This window comes from Clostridium sp. KNHs214 (assembly GCF_000744935.1).
In the GTDB taxonomy this organism is placed as follows: Bacteria; Bacillota; Clostridia; order Clostridiales; family Clostridiaceae; genus Haloimpatiens.
The window spans coordinates 120,039-139,761 of record NZ_JQMW01000009.1 but is presented as its reverse complement, the minus strand read 5'-3'; the positions used below and the strand labels follow the sequence as shown (position 1 = coordinate 139,761).

The following is a 19,723-nucleotide window of genomic DNA, read 5'->3' as shown; positions in this document are numbered from 1 at the left end:
TTACCACTCTATACTTTCTATTGAAATAGGATTAGTATTTTTCTTTATACTTTCAACCATTCCATTTTTCACAGTTATAATTTTATCAGCAATTGGAGCTATGGCAGAATTATGAGTAATAACCACAATGGTCATACGATATTTTTTTGCAGTATCTGATAAAAGCTTAAGTATGGATTTTCCAGTATTATAATCCAAAGCTCCCGTAGGCTCATCACAAAGAAGTAATTTAGGATTTTTAGCAATAGCCCTTGCAATAGATACTCTTTGCTGCTCTCCGCCTGAAAGTTGAGAAGGGAAATTATATAATCTATGTTCAAGTCCTACATTCTTAAGCACCTTCACTGGATCCATTGGTTTTTTACATATCTCCACTGCAAGTTCCACATTCTCCACAGCATTTAAGTTCTGAACTAAATTATAAAATTGAAATACAAAACCTATATCTTCACGCCTATACTTTGTAAGCATCTTTTTATTATATTTACTAATATCATTTCCATCTATGTATATATTTCCATCTGTCACCTGATCCATACCACCTAAAAGATTAAGAATTGTAGATTTTCCTGCTCCACTAGGGCCAAGAACAACAACAAATTCTCCCTTATCTATGGAAAAAGAAACACCATCCACCGCTTTAATGAGAACTTCCCCCATATCATAAGTCTTTTTTACATTTTTTAATTCTATAAAACTCGCCATTAATTAAATTCCTCCAATCCGTCCATGGTGAACCACGGTTCTCTTTTGTTTTAAAAAATATTATTACCTTTTAGGTACATGGAAATATCCTCATTATATTTGCTCACTATCTAGTTTATCTTTAAGGTCCATATAAAAGATATCAATTATATTAAGTATAAGTCTTCTTACCTCAGCTCCATCTTCTCTCTGTTCAAGTATAATAGAAATACTTTCTATAAGACTATGGGAAACAAGGTATATAATAAAATTGTCCTTAAGCCTTTTACCCTGGGAAAATAGCTGATATTTCATCATTTCTGTAACAATTCTAGTAACAAAATCAACAAAAGTACTTTTACAATTCTCATATTTAGATCCATTACTTTTATTAAACAGTATAGCAATCTCTGTGCTATTATCATTAAATATCTCCATTATTTTTTCCATAAGTCCATAAAAAATTTCCTCAGCCCTATCATTAATTTCAACTTTATGAAATTGATTAATATAATCCATAAGCCTATAATACACTGAGCCTATCAAATTCTCATACAAATCCTCTTTAGACTTAAAATATTTATAAATATTCCCCACTGAAGTATTTGCTCTTTTAGCTATACTTCTTATAGAAGCTCCTTTATAACCTAATTCCTTAAATTCCTTTAAAGCTTCCTCTACTATACTATTTCTAACTTCATCCTTTAAATATTGCATTAGAAAACCCCCGTTCACTTTTAAATTTTATGATAATTTTAATGTTTTGTCAATGCCATATCATGGATTAAAAGATAACAGCTACCTTACATGAACTGTAAGTACAACTTTTTGAGATTTACTATTAAAATATAGTTATAATGATATAGAAATATTATGGTATTTGCAGGGAGGATATAGATATGGAAAAAATATTAGAAATTAAAAATTTGAAAAAGACCTATGGAATAAAAGACAGTATAACTAATGCACTTAAAAATATATGCTTTGATGTTTACAGCGGTGAATTTGTTGGTATTATGGGGGCTTCAGGCTCTGGTAAAACAACTCTTTTAAACTGTATAGCTACAATTATAAAACCAACTTCCGGTGAAATTAATTTAAAGAACTTTGACATTACAAAACTAAAGAATAAAGCTTTAGCTGACTATAGAGGTTCTGAAATAGGTTATCTCTTTCAAGATTTTCAACTTCTAGATAATTTAACAGGCTATGAAAATATTGCCCTACCTCTTTCAATCCACAATGTTTCATTAAATAATATTGAAGAAAAAGTAAAGGAAATATCTAAAGTATTAAATATTGAGGATATTCTTGAAAAGTTTCCCGTGCAAATGTCTGGAGGGCAAAAGCAAAGAATTGCTGCCGCTCGCTGTTTAGTTAGCGATCCTTCTATTGTACTTGCAGACGAACCAACAGGTGCTCTTGACTCAAAATCCGCTAAAAATCTTCTAGAGATAATGATGGAAGTAAATAAAAAAGTAGAAAAGACAATACTAATGGTTACACATGATCCAAATGCAGCCAGTTATTGCTCACGAATTCTCTTCATACAAGATGGGGAAATCTTTCATGAAATTATAAAGGAAGATAACGAAGACCGTCAGCACTTTTATGATAGAATTCTATCTCTAATGTCCTACTTGGGAGGAGGATCTGCTAATGTTTTATAAAATATCCCTTAGAAATTCTAAAAGAAATATAAGTCAATATCTAATTTACTTTATCACACTAGTTATTGCAGCAGCCTGCTTTTATGTGGTACTTGCCATTGAGTCTCAGGATGTAATTCGCTTTCTTAAAACTTTTGAATCCCATGGAGTTAATAAGCTGCTTTTATATATTCAAATTATTTTTGCTGCATGTTTAATCATTATGTTTTTCCTTATAGTCTTTGCCAATCACTTTTTAATAAGAAGACGAAAAAAAGAAATTGGCGTTTATATGATGCTGGGTATGAAGCAAAGTAAGGTATTTTGGATGCTCATTCTCGAGGGAATGATTACAAGTTTATTGGCCCTTATTTCAGGCTTGTTTATTGGTATAATTCTCTCAGACTTTATTTCTTTATTATCAGCTAGAATTTTTGAAATCCAAATAATAGGACATACGTTTACTGTTTCTAGAACTGCTGTTCTTGAAACAAGTGTTGGATTCATGATTATTCAAATTATTGCCATTTTTCTTCAATCCTTTAGTGTATATAGACTAGAATTAGCTAATCTTCTTTATGGGGATACAAAAAAGAAAAAATTAAAAGAAAAAACCCCTAACTTTTGCAAACTTATATTAATAACTGGAATTATTACTTTATCCATTGCATATTTTAATATTCTTAAGTATGGATTACTTAATATTCCTTTTCAAATACTAATAATCAGCATTATTCTAGGGTTTTACGGCACAATGGCTGTTTTTTATGGTATAACTAATTTAATAGTAAATTTTTCGAAGAGAAAAAAAGTTAAATATTTTAAAGGTTTAAATGCCTTTACCTCTAGGCAGATCTATGAGCAAGTTGCCGGTAGATATTTAAGCCTTGGAATTATATCACTGCTTTTATTTCTTTCAATTTCCATGTTATCCTTTGGCTGTTCAATGGCTTTAAACAACGAAGCAAAAAAAGCTAATAAACTAAATGTATTTGACCTTACCATAAGAGAATATTCTGGTAGGGAAAAATTTATAGAAAATATTTTAAATTCCCCTGAAATAAGTCCATACGTAGATAGTCCTACTGTAGTTGAACTTGGATTAGCAGATTTAGATAAATTTAATTTTGATTTAACTGACTTTAGTAACAAGCTTATGAAAGAAAATAATTATAGCAAAAATAGTATATATTGGTCTGGATATATAATTAAGGGTTCTGCCTATGATAAAGCACTAAAACTTGCGGGAAAAGAAGGCTTAAACCTTAAAACTGGCGAAATTGGGATTTATAATGATGCAAACTTTTCTTGTAACTATAATTCATTAGAAAAAGCTATTAAGAAGAATCCAATAATAAAAATAAACAATAAAGATTATAAGCTAGTTGGACAGGTTAATCAAACTAATTTAGTAACTGATACCTTTATAACCATCTCCTTAAGCTTTATAATGAATGATGAGGATTTTAATAAATATGTAGATCAAAAAAATATTAATAGATTTTTAAGTTTTGCATTGCCTAAAAATGTGGTCGAAGAGGAGGGAAAAATTGCTCCCACTCAGCATATTTTAGATACTTTTAAAAGTAAAAATTTAGATTGTGAAAGTTCACTACAAAGCTATAGTAGGCAACTATTTATTGCCATAGCTAGTAGTTATACATTAATATATCTGGGGATTATATTACTTCTAGTTACAGGCACAGTACTGGCACTACAATTCATCACTGAAATAAGAGATAATAAAATACGCTACCAAATCCTTACAGACATTGGAGCTTCATCAATCCAAATGAAAAAATCTCTCTATAAACAAATAAGGCTATACTTTCTACTGCCTTTATCTGTTGCCATGCTCAGTGGTGTAGTTGCAATTATAGAACTTTCTCAGCTTATAGCTGTTCGCGGTTTTAATATAAACAATATTTTAATGGAAACATTTTTTGCAGTAATAATACTAATGCTTATATATGGATTATATTACATGGCTGTTCGAAAATCTGCTAGCAAAATTATTGACTTAATGGAGCAAAGGCATATATAAACTAAGGAAGGAGGAGATTTTTATCTCACAGGAATTAATCTATATAATTGAAGATCAATCAATGGTGAGAGACGAACTTCAAAGAATGCTTTCTGAAAATGGCTATAGAAGTGAAACTGCACTGGAATTTAAACAATTGAATAAGCAAGTTCAAGCTATTAATCCAAACCTTGTGCTCCTTGATTTAAATCTTCCCTATGAAAGTGGCTTTCAGATATGCAGGGATATAAAAAAAGAGTCACAGATTCCTGTTCTTGTTTTAACTTCAAGAGATACAGAAGAAGATGAAGTATTAACACTAGATCTTGGCGCAGATGACTTCATTTCAAAACCCTTTAGAAAGGAAGTATTACTAGCACGAATCAGAGCACTTTTAAGAAGATCATCAGGTAAAAAACATATTTTAAACTGCGGATGGTTTTTCCTTGATCCCGAAATATTTACCATAACCATTGAGGAAAAATCTGCAGTTTTTCCCGCTAATGAAGGAAGAATTCTCAGTCTTCTTGCTGAAAAACAAGGGAAAGTTGTAACAAAAAAAGATATTTGCCTATGCCTATGGGATTCTGATGAATTTATTGATGCCAATATACTGCACGTGAATATAACTAGATTAAGACAGCATTTATCAGATTTAAATATAAAAAATGTTATTAAAACTATAAGAGGCGTTGGATATATGCTACAGGAGTATAATAATGAAAGTAATTGATATTATAAAATCTAAAATAGTTTGGATTCTGTCTATAATTTTTTTAACCATAGGCTTTTGCATACTTGGATGGATAGCTTATCCTAAGGCTTTTAGAGTTATACTTCCTCTTACAATTGTTTTTTCCACAACATCTATATTTATCTCAATAAAAATAACTTACCAAAAGGAAAAAAAGTTCTTTAATGCTTTGGACACTTTTCTTACACAACATTATCAGAGAGATTTACTTAATTACCTTATTAAAGCCTCTCCTGATAAAGAGTATAAATATATAGTTAAAACTTTCGATGAAATATGTGAAAGGGAGAAAAATGAAAAAGATAAGTTAATTGCTGCCAATGAAAATTACAGTAACTATATTGAAAGCTGGGTTCATGAAATTAAAACTCCTCTAGCTTTAATGCAGTTAGTCTTAGATAATCATGAGAATGAAATTTCCACCACAGTTAAAGAAAAGCTAATTAAATCCAGAAGAAGCATGGAAAACCAAGTTGAGCAAGTTCTTTACTACTCCAAAACTCAAGTAACTCATAAGGATTTTATTTTCAAAAAATTTACCTTGGAATCCCTTTGCAAAGAAGCAATCAAAAGCAAAGCAGAAGTTCTCTTGGAAGCAGGTTTTTCCATAGAACTTCCTTCTATGCCACAGGTAATTGTTACGGACAAAAAATGTTTCAAATTTATTCTAGGTCAAATTATAGACAATTCAATTAAATATTTTATAGCTTTATCCAAAGCTAAGAGCAACACTAATCTTGCAGGAAAGCTTCAATTTAAATCAACAATTGAAAAAAGCAAGATTGTTTTATCTATCCGTGATAATGGTCCTGGCGTGCAAAATTCCCAATTACCTTTTATTTTTGATAAGGGCTTTGTAGGTAGAACCGGACGATTAAATGAAAAATCCACTGGTATGGGATTATACATATGTAAATCCTTATGTGAAGAATTAGGAATTGAACTAGAAGCTAAAAACATTTACGAAAAAGGCCTTATGATAATTTTCAAATTTCCCATAGTTCAGTGAACCATCGAGAATCATGGAAATAATGATTGTATCTATGAATTATACTGCACCTATGAAATTAAGAACTTCATAGGTGCTTAAATAGCTGCGCCAATACAAAAACTTACACTAAAAAAGAATATAGTCATAACTACAGTAAAAACCATAAGACTAGCACTTTCAACGACTACACTCAAAGAAAATATAACTTTAGTAAACTAGAACAAGCACTTCTTGGCAATATTAGTTGTGAGTATGAGAATGTTTTGGATTAAAAGTACTTCTCTACATCTTCAATTTTTTCTATTTCAAAAATATCTGTGGCTATTATGTCTATAGTTTCCTCAGGTAGTTTCTTTATTTTTTCTTTATATTCATTGGGTACAGATTTGAATTTTTTAATAAGTTGCCTTATAAGAATATCACTCTTTCCCTCTGCTTTGCCTTCTTTCATTCCTTCTTTTATGGCTTCATCTCTTATCATTTTACCTATTTCTGTCATACTAAAGACCTCCTTAAATTTTCTTTTGGATGCTTCATCTCCGAATTTATCAAATAATGCATATAAAAGTGTTATACATTGCGTCTTTTCATTACTTTCTGGTATTGTATCTGCTAATTCTATACTTTCCAAAGTCCTTTTGCTTCTACTTTTATTTCCCCTCATAAGAGGTATAAAAGTTAAAGTTAATATATCAAACTTTATTATAATCCATTTATATCCCCTCTTTCTAGTTATTTGTCATTACTTATTATTTCCAACTAGAAAAAGTTTATACAAACGTTTGTTCTCTTATTCATTGGATTTGTTCTACATGTAACTTTATGTTATAATTTTATAAATGTTATTAACAAAATTTCAAGGAGTGTTTTGAATGCTTATAAAATATACAATATGTACTGCAAAAACAAAACAACTTCATCATCATAGTTAAAGACTTGTTTCTTGGAAAAACTTCCATGGATACAGGTCCATTTGTGTTGTATCTATGGTGGTGATAAGTTCTAAATCAGAAAAAGTTCATCCCACATAGGTATAACACCTGTGTGGGATTTTTATTTTATAGTAATTACTTGTAGTTAAATTGTTATGATAAAAATAAATAAGTTTATAGCAGTCATTTAACTTACTATAAACTTATTATACAAGGAGGAAATTATATGAAAAGACAAATTGTAAAACCAACTACATTGCCAGGTTTTATGGAATTACTTCCTGAAGACCAAATTATATTTAACAAAATGCTTAATAAAATCCAAAATGTATATGAAAGGTACGGATTTTTACCCATTGACACTCCTGTTATTGAAAAATCAGAAGTGCTATTAGCTAAAGGTGGTGGTGATACAGAAAAACAGATTTACAGATTTAACAAGGGTGATAGTGATTTATCCTTAAGATTTGATCTAACCGTTCCACTAGCAAGATATGTATCTCAGCACATGTCTTCATTAACCTTTCCATTTAGAAGATACCAAATTGGGAAAGTATATAGAGGGGAAAGAACCCAACGAGGACGTTTTAGAGAATTCTATCAATGCGATATTGACATAATAGGAAATGAAACTTTAAGCATCATAAATGATGCAGAAATCCCTAGCATTATTTATTCAATATTTACCGAATTAGATTTAGATGAATTCACCATACACATAAACAATAGAAAGATATTAAACGGACTTTTTGAATACTTAAATATAGATAATAAAGAGGAAGCTCTTAGAATTATTGATAAACTTGATAAGATAGGCTTAGACAATGTGTCCTCTGAACTTAAGGATTGTGGTATTTCACAGGAAAGTATAGATAAACTTTTGAATTTTATAAATATAAAAGGCACTAATAAGGAAATATTATGCAATCTTAAAGCGCTAAATATACCAAATTCCACTTATCTTCTAGGTCTTGAAGAGCTTTCAAATATAAATTATTACATGAATTCCTTTGGAGTTCCAGAAAAAAACTACACTATAGATTTAAAAATCGCCAGGGGACTAGATTATTATACAGGAACTGTTTTTGAAACAATATTAAATAACTATCCTCAAATTGGCTCCGTCTGCTCCGGTGGCAGATATGACAACTTAGCAGAATACTACACCAAACAAAAGTTGCCTGGTGTTGGAATTTCCATAGGCCTTACAAGACTTTTCTATCAACTTAGGGAAGCAGGTATTATAAATAGCTTAAATTCTTCATTAATAGATATTTTAGTTATTCCTTTAGATAACTCACTAGAATACTGTATAAATCTAGCTAAAAAATTTAGACAAAATAATATTTCCACTCAGGTTTATCTAGAAGATAAAAAAATCTCCAAGAAACTTGATTATGCAAACAAACTTAACATCCCTTATGTTATCTTGGTTGGCTCTGAAGAAATGGAAAATGAGCTTTTAGCTTTAAAAGATATGAATAGTGGAAATCAATTTAAACTATCCTATAATGAAATTATTTCCAAATATTTCAGCTAGACATTAGGAATTAATTGGAATGTCAATTGGAGCAATTGGGGACGGTTAACAACTTTTTGGCATATAACTTGCCAAATACTACTTAACCGTCCCCGTTTTTCTTCTAATTTTCCTGCATAGATTCTTTTATTTTTATTAAATAAATTAGTGCTAAAAATATATAATTAATTGAAAGTCCTATATATATTCCCCCGATTCCTAATACTATTGACAATAAATATATCCAGGTTACTGACAGCAAAGACCCGGCTACAGAAGTTATAAAAACAAACTTTTCATTATTTGTTCCCTGCAAATAACTCTTGTAAATCTGGTAAAAAATTTTTACAAACTGTAAAACTATCATATATACAATAAGCGTTTTTGTAGTTTCAATTGTTTTCGTATCTGAAACTATTAATGCCAATATTTTTTCAGGCAATGTAATACAGGCCATGCTTATAAATATAACTACAACTAATGACATAAATATTGCAGTTCTTAGTGTGGATTTTACAGCTATATTATCACCAGATGCCTTTTTTTGTATAGAAATGGTTATTGCTGCTGTAGAAAATGCATACATAGGTAGAATAACCATGCTTCCTAAATTTTCAAGAAGATTATATGATACTATACCACTTGTTCCAAGCCTAGATACTATTCCTGTTACTATCATTGTAAAAACCGTGCACTCCATAATATCCTGTCCTAACAATGGTATGTACAATTTTATCATTCTTACAGTAGCTTTTCTGCTGAATGAAATATTCATCTGCATCTTATTAACAATTTTCATATCTATCACATATACCATGATTCCTGCTAGTAACCCAATGACACTTCCCCATGCAGCACCACTTACTCCTAATTCCGGTAAACCATATTTCCCATATACAAGAGCATAATCGAAAAATATATTAACTGTAGTTGCTACAGCTGTGCTATATAGTGCTATTTTAGTGTTATGCTTATTTCTAAAGTATGTGGAAAATAAAAATATTATCATATTAAGTAGCACCGTAACAGAAGCAGGATAGTAATAACGAAGCAGCAATTCTAAAACATTTCCATGAAGTCCATATACATATTTAAAAAATACTCTTCCACCAATGAACGATATTATCATAAATGCTATTCCTATAACTATTGAAATCATCATAGCTGAACAAAAAGCTTTTTCAAACATGTCATCATCACATTTGCCTTTTATCTCAGCTGCCACAATATTATAAGCAACGGCTAATATGCCAAATGAACCTGTAATTACATAAATAACTGACGCTGCTACTCCTACCCCTGCAAAGCCTTCCGTTGAATAATGCCCCACTATAGCTTTATCCATAATTTCAAATATACTTGAAATCAAATAATTCATTAATATAGGAAAAGCCAATGAATTAATTGTTTTAACATACTTATTTTTTATTTTTTTCATAATGATCTCTCGCTTTCATTGTAATAATACTAATGGAAAGAGAGAACAGTTTTCGTTAAGCCTATTCTCTCAATAGGCTTATAACATCCGCATTAATCATTTTGATCCCTACCTTCATTCATATATTCCTTCTATATTTATATTTTTTATTTACAACTCTATATCTCTTTATTATAATACATATTTAATTACTACAGTTCAATAAACGATTTTTCTCTTCTTCTATTATCTTCTTATCAACTCTTTCAAATAATATTGTAACTTCCGCAATTGAAGCTCCATATTTCGGCTCAATGGGGTTCCATTCAGCTCCTCCAATAAAAATATTCATTTTCTGTTTCCTCCTTCTTTATAATAAACTTAAATATAAGAAAACTCCCGACCTAAGAAATTAATCTTAGGAACGAGAGTTAAACTTCGTGTTACCCTCCTACTTCATGCACATTTCACAATATGTACCTCATTAAGTACGTCATATAAATCATATGATTATACTCTATCACTATAACGGGTGAACCCGTTGCAGCCTTAATTTTTTATAATAAAAAATCTCGTTACACCGCTTCAAGTCCATTTTTACTTTAATATTTTTTATACCCACGACCCAATTGGGTTTTTATAGTTTTTATTATCATAAATCCTAATAGGATGATACCTACATAACCATTTATTACATATATTATATTTACCAGTCTATCAAATGGAACTTTTAAACCAATAAATACTCCTATTACAGCTAGAAATATAGTCAACATTCTGAATTTTCTGGTTTTTTCTTCTGAAAATCTAGCAACAACTTGCTATAAAAGTGGAACTGCTGTTGTATATATACCAGCTACTACTATAAATGAAAATATAATAGCCAATGCTGAATTTATATTTTTAGCTAATATTAATGCTGGGACCATTGAACCAGCTAATTGTACAATATTTGCAAGTATACCTAATGTGATAATTGCTAATGCCACACTAAATCCCACTGCACCTAAAGCTGCACCAATAACAGATTCTTTTTTACTTTCGCTTGATGCACCCATAGATGTCATAAATCCTGCTAGCCATAGCATACAAAACCCTACATATGAAGCAGCTGCATAAAACCAATTAGATGATGCTTTCAATAAATTAAGTTTTGGTATTACTTCATTTGCTGAAGCTAACCCCTGTGGATTTTTTACTATAGCAGATATTCCTAAAATAATTGTTAGGAATATTATAGCTGGTCCTATTTTACCAATTACATCTACTATTTTTCCCAAACCAAATATTACGGTTCCTGCTGCTAATATGCCCATCATTATTCCACCAACAAATGTAGGAAGTCCATATTGCTGATTTAAAGTAGCACCTGCTCCTCCTATCATAACTATAAATGACATATAAATAAATGCAACAGAGAAATAATCATAGAACTTTCCTATTATATTCCCACAGTAATATTTATATATATCGCTGCCCTTTGGGAATTTTTGCTTTTGGCCTACAGTTACAAAATCCACACCTACATATAGAAATAATAAAAATACTACTACTACTCCTAATATTCCTAAATAACCATAGGAACTAAAATACTGTAATACCTCTTGACCTGTTGCAAATCCAGAACCTATCAAAAACGCTATAAATGCACCAGCGTACGTCATAACCCTTCCCCAGCTTACTTTCTTTTTTTCCATAATTACCATCTCCTATCATTGTTAATAATGGCTTGTCCTATTATCCTAGGAAAAAAAGGGCCAGATACGGCCCCTTTATTTTTTTATAATGGAATTTTCTCTTAGAATTGAGTAGCTTCTGTTATTTCAGTACTTAATGCTTTTAATGCTCTTTCAACCATTTTCTTTCTTAATCTATATTCTTCTTCCTTTGGAAGATTTGGATTTCCAACTGGATAAGGAATTGCAATAGTTGGAACAATTCTATTAGCTCCTACTGATTCGGAGATTGTAGTTATAGTAGCCATATGAACTATAGGGATACCATATCTTTCAATTTCTTTTACCATCGTTGCACCGCAACGTGTACAAGTTCCTCAAGTTGAAGTTAGTATAACACCATCTACTCCTGCTTCTTTAAGTTCTTTTCCTATTTCAGTACCAAATTTTATTGCATTTCCAACGGATGTTCCTGTCCCAGTAGTAGTATAGAAATATTCAAATACACTACTGATAACCCCTTCTTTTTGATATTCTTTTAACATATCAAGCGGTGCTATTCTATCAGGAATTTCATTTGCATATACAGGGTCATATCCACCGTGAATTGTACAATATTCTCCTGTAAGCGCATCTCTACCACTTACATCATATTTACCCCATTTTTGAGCACTAGCTGATTGGATTCTATCAGGGTTACCATGTGGAACCATACCACCACTAGTTACTAAAGCAATAGTCGCTTTACCTAAATCTTTAATAGCTGCTGCAGGCTCTACCCTATCAAATACTGGCATTGGTAGTTCTGTTTTAAACTCTTCATTATTTAAGCGATTTATTAGCATCTCTACTGCTCTTTGTGAACCTCTCTTATCTGATAAAACAGTAAGTCTCTTACCTTGTGAAATATATCCTTCTTCCTCTGGAAGACCTATTTCCTCATTTTTCATTAATTTAGTTGTCAATTTAGCCATTACAGGTAAGGCTTTACGCATACTAGCTGCTGAATCTGTTACACTTACAACTAATGCCTTAGATCTACATACATCTAAACCTGGGTTTTCTATATACATACCTGTTATCACAGGAATTCCTAACTCATCCACTACAGCATTAGCAACGCCAGCACATGCCATTCCATATCTTCCTGCATTAAAAGCTGGTCCTGCAACAACGATATCTGGATTTTCTTCCTTTATTACTTTCATTATATATTCTAAAGCTTCTTCTTTATTTTCATTAAAATAGTTATCACCACAAATTAATGTTCCTAATACTTCTCCTTCTTCTCCAAGAAGACCATTAAATCCTAATGCTGGTCCAATATTTTCATTCTTAAAAATTGGTTTTATTCCAGCTTGTTCTTCTCCTCCTATTTGACCAAAGAATTGATTAACATAATATAATACCTTGAATTTCATATTTCTTCCTCCTTTCTAAGCTAGTTAATATAATTTAACTGTACAGTTATGATATCCGATTTCTGATGTAGCTCCTATTACTGCGTTTAATTCGCATTTCAAGCTTCCATCTTCTTCTAGGCAGCCTTCCCAACCTCCTGCTAAAGTTGCAATTGCTTTATCATTTCCTATTACTCTATCAGCTGGTGGTAATGTAACTACATGGCTAACATTTCCTGTAGATACTACTGCTACTGCTTCTTTAGTTGTATCTGCCAATGGTTGGCTCATTCCATCCCATCCTGAACATTCATCTGTTATTAATACTGTCTTTATTCCAGAGTCTTCTAATCTCTTACAAATCATTAGTAAGTCAGAGTCTGGATTACCATAACCTTCTTCAGATATAATAACTCCATCTGCACCTAAGTTCTTACATAATTTTGCTGTGTAATCACAAGTTCTAAATTTACCTTCAAGAGTAGTTAACTCTGGAGTGAGTATTACGCCTAAAAAGTTGATAGTCTTACCATGTTGAGCATATAAATCAAGAATTGCTGAGTTATTTTGATGTTGATAAGTAGTTATCTTATCACATGCTGCAACACAGTTACCACTGATTACTGCCCCATCTAACTCTTCATTTGGATGTAGAAGAGTTGGTAATATTAATTGGCTGTTAACTCCATAAATATATCCATCATGTAGTAATCCTTGAGAAATAAGCATTTCGACATATGCAACCTTTGGTAAGTTTGGATATAATTTTCCTTCCTCATCATGACTACCTATTTCATATGTTAAAACTTCATTTGGCTCTACGCTTCTTCCAGCTTCCCCTACAAATTCTGCTGCTTTAAGTCCTGCTAATCTAACAGTTGCTTCATGAACATGTGGTGATAATCCTTCTACAGGTACAATATCTACTACTAGGTTGAAAGTCTTTGAAAATGGAGTCCATTTTGCACCTTCACCCCACATATCAACTACACCTTCTTGGAATCCTACAATATCCCCTACAGTTACAACAGCTGCACCATAAAGTACATTTACTTTTCCTTCTCCTAATTGAGCTATTTTAGTGGATGATCCTGGAAAACCATTTCCTGTTCCCTCAATTTTTACTCTTGGCTCAATAACATCTTTTACTGGAATAATTCTTACCTTTTCTCCAGGTCTAGCTACATCAAGCTTTACTTCCTTAATTCTTTCATCTTCTTTAAGTTTGCTAATTAGCTCCTCCTGGTTTACTGTTAAAACCCCATTTTTTACACTTGTTTCATTACCAAGTTGAATATCCTTGATATAGATTCTTCTAAGTTCAAGTTTCAAGGAAAGTCACCTCCATTTTATTTTTAGTTTTTAATTATAAATTCTTTTAAACTCCTCTAATGAGGATTTTAAAAGTTCAATATCAATTAAAGCATAGTCTTCAGCATTTACTATATCTGGTTTTCTAACTTTCATATGTTTTTTATAGTTTGATATGCTGTTTTCAATTGTTTCTATATGAATATCATTTATCTTTTGTAATTTCTCACCAATTATAATTGAACGATATGGGGAGAAAAACATTCTTATACTTGCTCCTAAAGGATGATTGATAAGTTCAAAACCTGAATGAACTAAATCCCTAACCTTAAATAACACATTTTCAAAGCCACCTTCAATAAAGATTACTTCTTCATAATTGTTTTTTACAGTTGGATTATTAGTTACTATCTGATAATTTGTCTTGCTTCCCACTTGTTTATCTCCTTCCATATTACTATTATCAATATTTTATACATTCTTCCATAGCTAGTCCTAATATGCCATACCTGTCACCAATAATAATTTTTGTGTTCTCATTAAAAATTATCTCTTTCCACCTCCTTTCTTTTTTTTGATTAAGTTCATTAAATGTTTTTCAACTGTTTCTGATTATTATTCTACACATATTCTTTGTGTATTTCAAGTGTATTTCAGTAAAATTCTGAAAATTTTGAAAAAAATAAAAAAAGCTCTAATTTCGAACGAGTATAGTCGTTCGAAATTAGAGCTTTTTGAAATTTCCTATAGCATTTCTTTTTTTATCTTGAGAACAAATTCATCTATATGGTCTCTTGAATATTTTTCCACCTTATCCAAGTCTTTTTCCTTTATACCTTCTAATACCTTCCCAAGGGTATGACTAAAAAGATCAATACTATCAAAATACTGTTCACAATAATGCCATAACCTTTCTGTATGGTAATGTAATGACTTTAAAATATCCTGTAGCCAAGGATTACCACAGGATGAAAAAATAATATTATGAAAACGTTCATCATCATTTATAGCATTTTGATAATCCTTACTTATATCATAACTATTAAGTCTAGATATTATTTCTTCAAGTTCAGCAAGACTTTCATCACTTATTCTTTCAACAGCAAGTCTTGCAGCAAATGGATCTAACACTCTAGTTACCTCAAAAATAGATTTCATCTGTTTAAAATCTATAGGAGTAACTTGAGCCCCAAACCTTGGTACTATGTTTAAAAGTTTATCATTATTTAATAGCTGAAACACCCTTCTAATTGGGGTTCTGCTAATATTAAACTCATCAGCTACATCTACCTCATTTAGAACTTGCCCTGATCCATATTCAAGATGAATGATTCTCTGTTTCAATATTTCATAGATATCCTCTGTATCTAATTTATTGTTGCTCATAATCATACCCCTTACTTATTAAAGTTATTATTCAAATATTATTATATTGGTTAGACGTAAAATAAGCAAATAAAAAAATCAAATAAATTACACTATATGTATTATGTCATAACCTCGAGGTGCCAAAAAAGGTTGCAGCAGAGCGAAAAACTTTTTTTTGTTTCTAAATCACCAGATGCCTGGTAGCATTACCAAACTAGTATGCTTTTGCACTTTATGATAAAATTTAATATAAAACTAAATGATTTCATAGGGGTGCTAAATATGAATAAGACAATTGGAATTTTAGCTCATGTAGATGCTGGCAAAACTACATTTGCTGAGCAAATACTGTATCATACCAAAAGTATTAGAAATATAGGTCGAGTAGATCACAAAAACGCTTTTTTAGATAGCCATAACATAGAGAGGGAAAGAGGAATTACTGTATTTTCAGATCAGGCTGTTTTTGAGTATAATTCTTCAACCTACTATTTAATAGATACTCCAGGTCATATAGACTTTTCATCTGAAATGGAGAGAGCAATTGAAGTAATGGATTATGCCATTGTTATAATAAATGGAGTTGAAGGAATTCAAGGACATACAGAAACCATTTGGCAACTGCTTAGAAAGCATAAGATACCAACATTCTTCTTTATCAATAAAATAGACAGAGTAGGTGCAAATATTGAAGATGTTTTAGAAGAAATTCAATTAAATTTAACTAAAGATGTTTGTTTTATTACAAATTCTCTTAATGGTGAAGATATGGAAGATGAACTTATTGAGTTTATTGCTGAAAAAGATGATGCACTTTTTGAAAAGTATATAGAGAACGGCTATGAAAAATCTCTGTGGTTAAGTTCTATGAAAAAAATGATTAAGGAAAATAAAATTTTTCCATGCCTTAATGGTTCAGCTCTTCAGAATATTTATATAGATAGTTTTTTAGAAAAATTAGATATGCTAACTTATACAGAATATAACAAAAAAGAAGAATTCAGTGGACGAGTATACAAAATACGTCATGATGAAAACGGAACTAAAATAACTTATTTAAAGGCATTAAGTGGTATTTTGAAAGTTAAAGATGAAATATATCTAGGAAATGATGAAGATAATTTTTCTGAAAAAGTTAATCAAATAAGAATTTACAATGGAAACAAATTTAAAACTGTGGACAAGGTTTCAGCAGGAGAAATTTTTGCAGTTACGGGATTAGCAAATGCATCTATAGGAGATGGAGTTGGAGCTTTAAGAGAAAAGTCTAATTATGAAATGGTTCCAACATTAAAATCAAAAGTTATATTTGATAAAGCTATAAATGCAAAAGATGTTTTAAAATGTTTTAAGGTCTTAGAAGAAGAGGACCCTACTTTAAGTATAATTTGGGATGAAAAGCTACAGGAAATACAAATTCATATTATGGGAATCATTCAATTAGAGGTTTTAAAACAATTGGTAGATGAGAGATTTGATATACCTGTAGACTTTGGCCCTTGTGAAATTCTTTATAAAGAAACTATTTCTACTGAATCAATTGGCTATGGCCATTTTGAACCTTTAGGACATTATGCAGAAGTACATCTTAAATTAGAACCAGCAGAAAGAAATAGTGGAATTACTTTTGAAAGTATATGTAATACAGAGGACTTGACTATAGGTAATCAAAATTTAGTTCGTACCCATATTTATGAGAAAGAACATCATGGAATATTAACAGGCTCACCTATAACCGATTTAAAAATCACTTTATTAACTGGAAGAGCTCATAATAAACACACCAGTGGAGGAGACTTTAGGGAAGCAACCTTCAGAGCCTTAAGACAAGGTTTAGAGGGAGCAACCAATACATTACTAGAGCCTTATTATGCCTTTAAAATGGACGTTGAACTAGATTATATGGGCAGGGTTTTATCTGACATACAAAAATTAAATGGTTCTTTTGAACCACCAAAAATGAATTATAATAAGGCTATTATAACAGGAAGAGGGCCAGTGGCTACTTTTATGAACTATCCTATAGAATTTATTTCATTAACAAAAGGTACGGGAAAAATTAATTTTATCTTTGATGGATATGATCTTTGTCATAATGAAGAACAGATTATTAAAAAAATGGATTATGATAAAAATGCTGATATCGAATATACATCTACTTCAATTTTTTGCTCCAAGGGACAAAGTTTTTTAATAAAAGCAGATGAGGCAGAAAAATATATGCATTGCTTAAAATAGGTTAGTAAACACAAACTTTCAGTTTATGTAACGACTCCAGGATTACTACCAAAAAAGGTTGCAGAAGATCGAAAAACTTTTTTGGTTTTTTATTTATTTTTGAAAAAACGTATTGAATCGCCAAATAATGTTCCTATATAAGCAATTATTATATATACAGGAATCCAAACTAAAAAAGAAGAATTAAATATAGTAAAAGTTAAAATAATATATACTATAAAAATAAAACTTAAAATAAACATTCGCTTTTTTATAAATAAAGATAATATGGCAGATATAATCAATGTTATAACAGGTAATGTTACTAAAACTATCAGTATAGAATTAAAAAATTGGTCATATATATATTTCAATTATTTTCACTCCAATCATTTTTTTACAATAATACATTACCATATATTTGAAGTATATGGTGATCATTCATTTTTTATACGCCTTTTTCCATACAAAAGTATACCTATTTGTATTTGCTTCAATTTTAGTTCCATCTATAAATATATTTTAATACAACCCATTAGTGCCTATGAAATGTAGTCACAAGAGATTGCTCTTCGTGCATTATTTTCACAAAACATATAATATGTATAACACATATTACATGTTTTGTCGGTATTATACATATTAATTAGTCTTGGTGTCCCCTGTATTTTATAATTGTGGTTTATTTTTGCACTTATTGATTTAACATAATGTTAGGATATAATTACTACCTTAGTTATTTTTTCGAATACAGCAGGTGATACTTCCTTTATTTTACCTGAATAATGTACCTCAATAACTTTTGCATCTTTTAGTTCTTTCCATGATAAATGATTACCTTTGTCATCTGTTATATCTAATTGAGAATTTGAGATTTGATACTTGTTGCCATTTCCTTCAGTCGCGATAATACTATCATCAGAAGCTGAACTAACGTTTAATGTTAGTACCTGATATTTTATATCTTTAGTATCTAAGTTTGCCTTATTATCTTTTGTACATCCTAACGCTAGGATACTAAAAACAATTAAAAAACAAGATACTAAACTCCATTTTTTCATAATAAAAACCACCTTTTTAGTAATTATATACAAATTACACCATTAAAAATACAATAAGGGAGTATTAACATTTTTTCCTGTTTATATAATTCCTATATGTCTACTAATCTATTCAACTAATATATTCACATTCTTTAAAGCGTTATATATTCTTTCATCTTTTCTTAAATCTTTACCCTTATTACCATTCTTTTTAATACTTATGGTATTTTTAGAGGCATCAGAAATCATATATTCTGGTGGAAAACAGGATTTACGCTCATCAATGGGAAAACCAGCGCAGTAAATTCTTTCACCATTTACTACTATTATAACTGCATCAAGTTCTTTAGCTCCAAGCAACTTACTACCCACTTTAGATACATTTTCTCCCTGAACCTTAGCTTCATGATTCTTTAAATATTCATCTGTAACTTCAATTTCTTGCGTATTCCAGTTAAACTTTTTTATATCTTTTTCAGTTAATATAGGTGATTTTTCTATAGGCAAAGATTTAATATCAGATTCAGGCTTCACATATTCACCATTTTCATCTCTTCCATAGCTTAGTGCTTTCTCTTTAGCCTCTGCCTTTACAAAGTATATGGCAAATTTATTTTTCTCATTAGATTGTTTTTTCTCACAGCCATAAAACAAAGTTGAAATTATTAAACAGACAATTAATAGAAAAATAGTCTTCTTTTTTTGCATATAACCAACTCCCCTATATTGCTCTTAACTA

At 30.5% G+C, this 19,723-nt stretch carries 19 protein-coding genes; 6 read left to right on the top strand and 13 right to left on the bottom strand.

The window, feature by feature from the left end; genetic code table 11:
- Together CC89_RS03295 and CC89_RS03290 are read right to left on the bottom strand one after the other, a co-directional pair.
- Nucleotides 1-705 (bottom strand): ABC transporter ATP-binding protein, encoded by a 705-nt coding sequence (locus CC89_RS03295; RefSeq protein WP_035288998.1) that lies wholly within the window; start codon nt 703-705, stop codon nt 1-3.
- A gap of 93 nt (nt 706-798) precedes the next feature.
- Nucleotides 799-1,401: a TetR/AcrR family transcriptional regulator gene (locus tag CC89_RS03290; protein WP_035288996.1), complete on the bottom strand. Its 603-nt coding sequence runs from the start codon at nt 1,399-1,401 to the stop codon at nt 799-801.
- Nucleotides 1,402-1,583: 182 nt separating this feature from the next.
- Here CC89_RS03290 and CC89_RS03285 point away from each other — a divergent pair, with 182 nt between their 5' ends.
- From CC89_RS03285 to CC89_RS03270, 4 genes are read left to right on the top strand one after another with little or no spacing between them, the layout of a single operon-like run.
- Nucleotides 1,584-2,354, top strand: a complete 771-nt coding sequence (locus tag CC89_RS03285) for an ABC transporter ATP-binding protein (protein ID WP_035288994.1) — start codon at nt 1,584-1,586, stop codon at nt 2,352-2,354.
- The gene (locus tag CC89_RS03280; RefSeq protein ID WP_035288990.1) at nt 2,344-4,377 is read left to right on the top strand and encodes an FtsX-like permease family protein; all 2,034 of its coding nucleotides are present in this window, start codon (nt 2,344-2,346) and stop codon (nt 4,375-4,377) included. The genes CC89_RS03285 and CC89_RS03280 overlap by 11 nt, the downstream gene beginning before the upstream one ends.
- Nucleotides 4,370-5,089 (top strand): response regulator transcription factor, encoded by a 720-nt coding sequence (locus CC89_RS03275; protein ID WP_353601174.1) that lies wholly within the window; start codon nt 4,370-4,372, stop codon nt 5,087-5,089. Before CC89_RS03280 ends, CC89_RS03275 begins: the two co-directional genes overlap by 8 nt.
- Nucleotides 5,076-6,119, top strand: a complete 1,044-nt coding sequence (locus tag CC89_RS03270) for a sensor histidine kinase (protein ID WP_035288984.1) — start codon at nt 5,076-5,078, stop codon at nt 6,117-6,119. The genes CC89_RS03275 and CC89_RS03270 overlap by 14 nt, the downstream gene beginning before the upstream one ends.
- A gap of 250 nt (nt 6,120-6,369) precedes the next feature.
- Here CC89_RS03270 and CC89_RS21005 read toward each other — a convergent pair whose 3' ends face one another.
- Entirely contained in the window at nt 6,370-6,765 is a 396-nt protein-coding gene (locus tag CC89_RS21005) for a DUF4351 domain-containing protein (protein ID WP_286161292.1), read from the bottom strand.
- 494 nt (nt 6,766-7,259) lie between these two features.
- Between CC89_RS21005 and hisS the strand changes: the two genes are divergently transcribed.
- Nucleotides 7,260-8,573 (top strand): histidine--tRNA ligase, encoded by a 1,314-nt coding sequence (gene hisS, locus CC89_RS03260; RefSeq protein WP_035288982.1) that lies wholly within the window; start codon nt 7,260-7,262, stop codon nt 8,571-8,573.
- Between the two features lie 103 nt (nt 8,574-8,676).
- Here hisS and CC89_RS03255 read toward each other — a convergent pair whose 3' ends face one another.
- The 7 genes from CC89_RS03255 to CC89_RS03225 all read right to left on the bottom strand — a co-directional run bounded on the left by CC89_RS03255 (nt 8,677) and on the right by CC89_RS03225 (nt 15,742).
- Nucleotides 8,677-9,990 (bottom strand): MATE family efflux transporter, encoded by a 1,314-nt coding sequence (locus tag CC89_RS03255; RefSeq protein ID WP_051931444.1) that lies wholly within the window; start codon nt 9,988-9,990, stop codon nt 8,677-8,679.
- 184 nt (nt 9,991-10,174) lie between these two features.
- A complete protein-coding gene (locus tag CC89_RS20340; RefSeq protein WP_185750653.1) occupies nt 10,175-10,321 on the bottom strand; it encodes a hypothetical protein in 147 nt (48 codons plus the stop codon).
- Between the two features lie 469 nt (nt 10,322-10,790).
- Nucleotides 10,791-11,666, bottom strand: coding sequence for a YkvI family membrane protein (locus CC89_RS03250; RefSeq protein ID WP_207641493.1), 876 nt, complete (start codon nt 11,664-11,666; stop codon nt 10,791-10,793).
- 101 nt (nt 11,667-11,767) lie between these two features.
- Complete coding sequence (gene grdB / locus CC89_RS03240) at nt 11,768-13,066, bottom strand: glycine reductase complex selenoprotein B (RefSeq protein WP_081896948.1); 1,299 nt, start codon at nt 13,064-13,066, stop codon at nt 11,768-11,770.
- Between the two features lie 24 nt (nt 13,067-13,090).
- A complete protein-coding gene (locus tag CC89_RS03235) occupies nt 13,091-14,377 on the bottom strand; it encodes a glycine/sarcosine/betaine reductase component B subunit (protein ID WP_035288975.1) in 1,287 nt (428 codons plus the stop codon).
- 30 nt (nt 14,378-14,407) lie between these two features.
- The gene (locus tag CC89_RS03230) at nt 14,408-14,809 is read right to left on the bottom strand and encodes a GrdX family protein (protein ID WP_051931443.1); all 402 of its coding nucleotides are present in this window, start codon (nt 14,807-14,809) and stop codon (nt 14,408-14,410) included.
- 291 nt (nt 14,810-15,100) lie between these two features.
- The gene (locus CC89_RS03225) at nt 15,101-15,742 is read right to left on the bottom strand and encodes a GntR family transcriptional regulator (RefSeq protein ID WP_035288972.1); all 642 of its coding nucleotides are present in this window, start codon (nt 15,740-15,742) and stop codon (nt 15,101-15,103) included.
- A 264-nt stretch (nt 15,743-16,006) separates the two neighbouring features.
- Between CC89_RS03225 and CC89_RS03220 the strand changes: the two genes are divergently transcribed.
- The gene (locus CC89_RS03220) at nt 16,007-17,962 is read left to right on the top strand and encodes a GTP-binding protein (RefSeq protein WP_035288968.1); all 1,956 of its coding nucleotides are present in this window, start codon (nt 16,007-16,009) and stop codon (nt 17,960-17,962) included.
- An 89-nt stretch (nt 17,963-18,051) separates the two neighbouring features.
- Here CC89_RS03220 and CC89_RS21400 read toward each other — a convergent pair whose 3' ends face one another.
- The 3 genes from CC89_RS21400 to CC89_RS03205 form a co-directional block, all read right to left on the bottom strand.
- Nucleotides 18,052-18,315: a DUF2651 family protein gene (locus CC89_RS21400; RefSeq protein WP_051931441.1), complete on the bottom strand. Its 264-nt coding sequence runs from the start codon at nt 18,313-18,315 to the stop codon at nt 18,052-18,054.
- Nucleotides 18,316-18,654: 339 nt separating this feature from the next.
- On the bottom strand, nt 18,655-19,002 hold the full coding sequence (locus tag CC89_RS03210) for a hypothetical protein (protein WP_035288966.1): 348 nt from the start codon (nt 19,000-19,002) through the stop codon (nt 18,655-18,657).
- A 108-nt stretch (nt 19,003-19,110) separates the two neighbouring features.
- Nucleotides 19,111-19,692, bottom strand: a complete 582-nt coding sequence (locus CC89_RS03205) for a hypothetical protein (RefSeq protein WP_035288964.1) — start codon at nt 19,690-19,692, stop codon at nt 19,111-19,113.
- Nucleotides 19,693-19,723 lie beyond the last annotated feature (31 nt).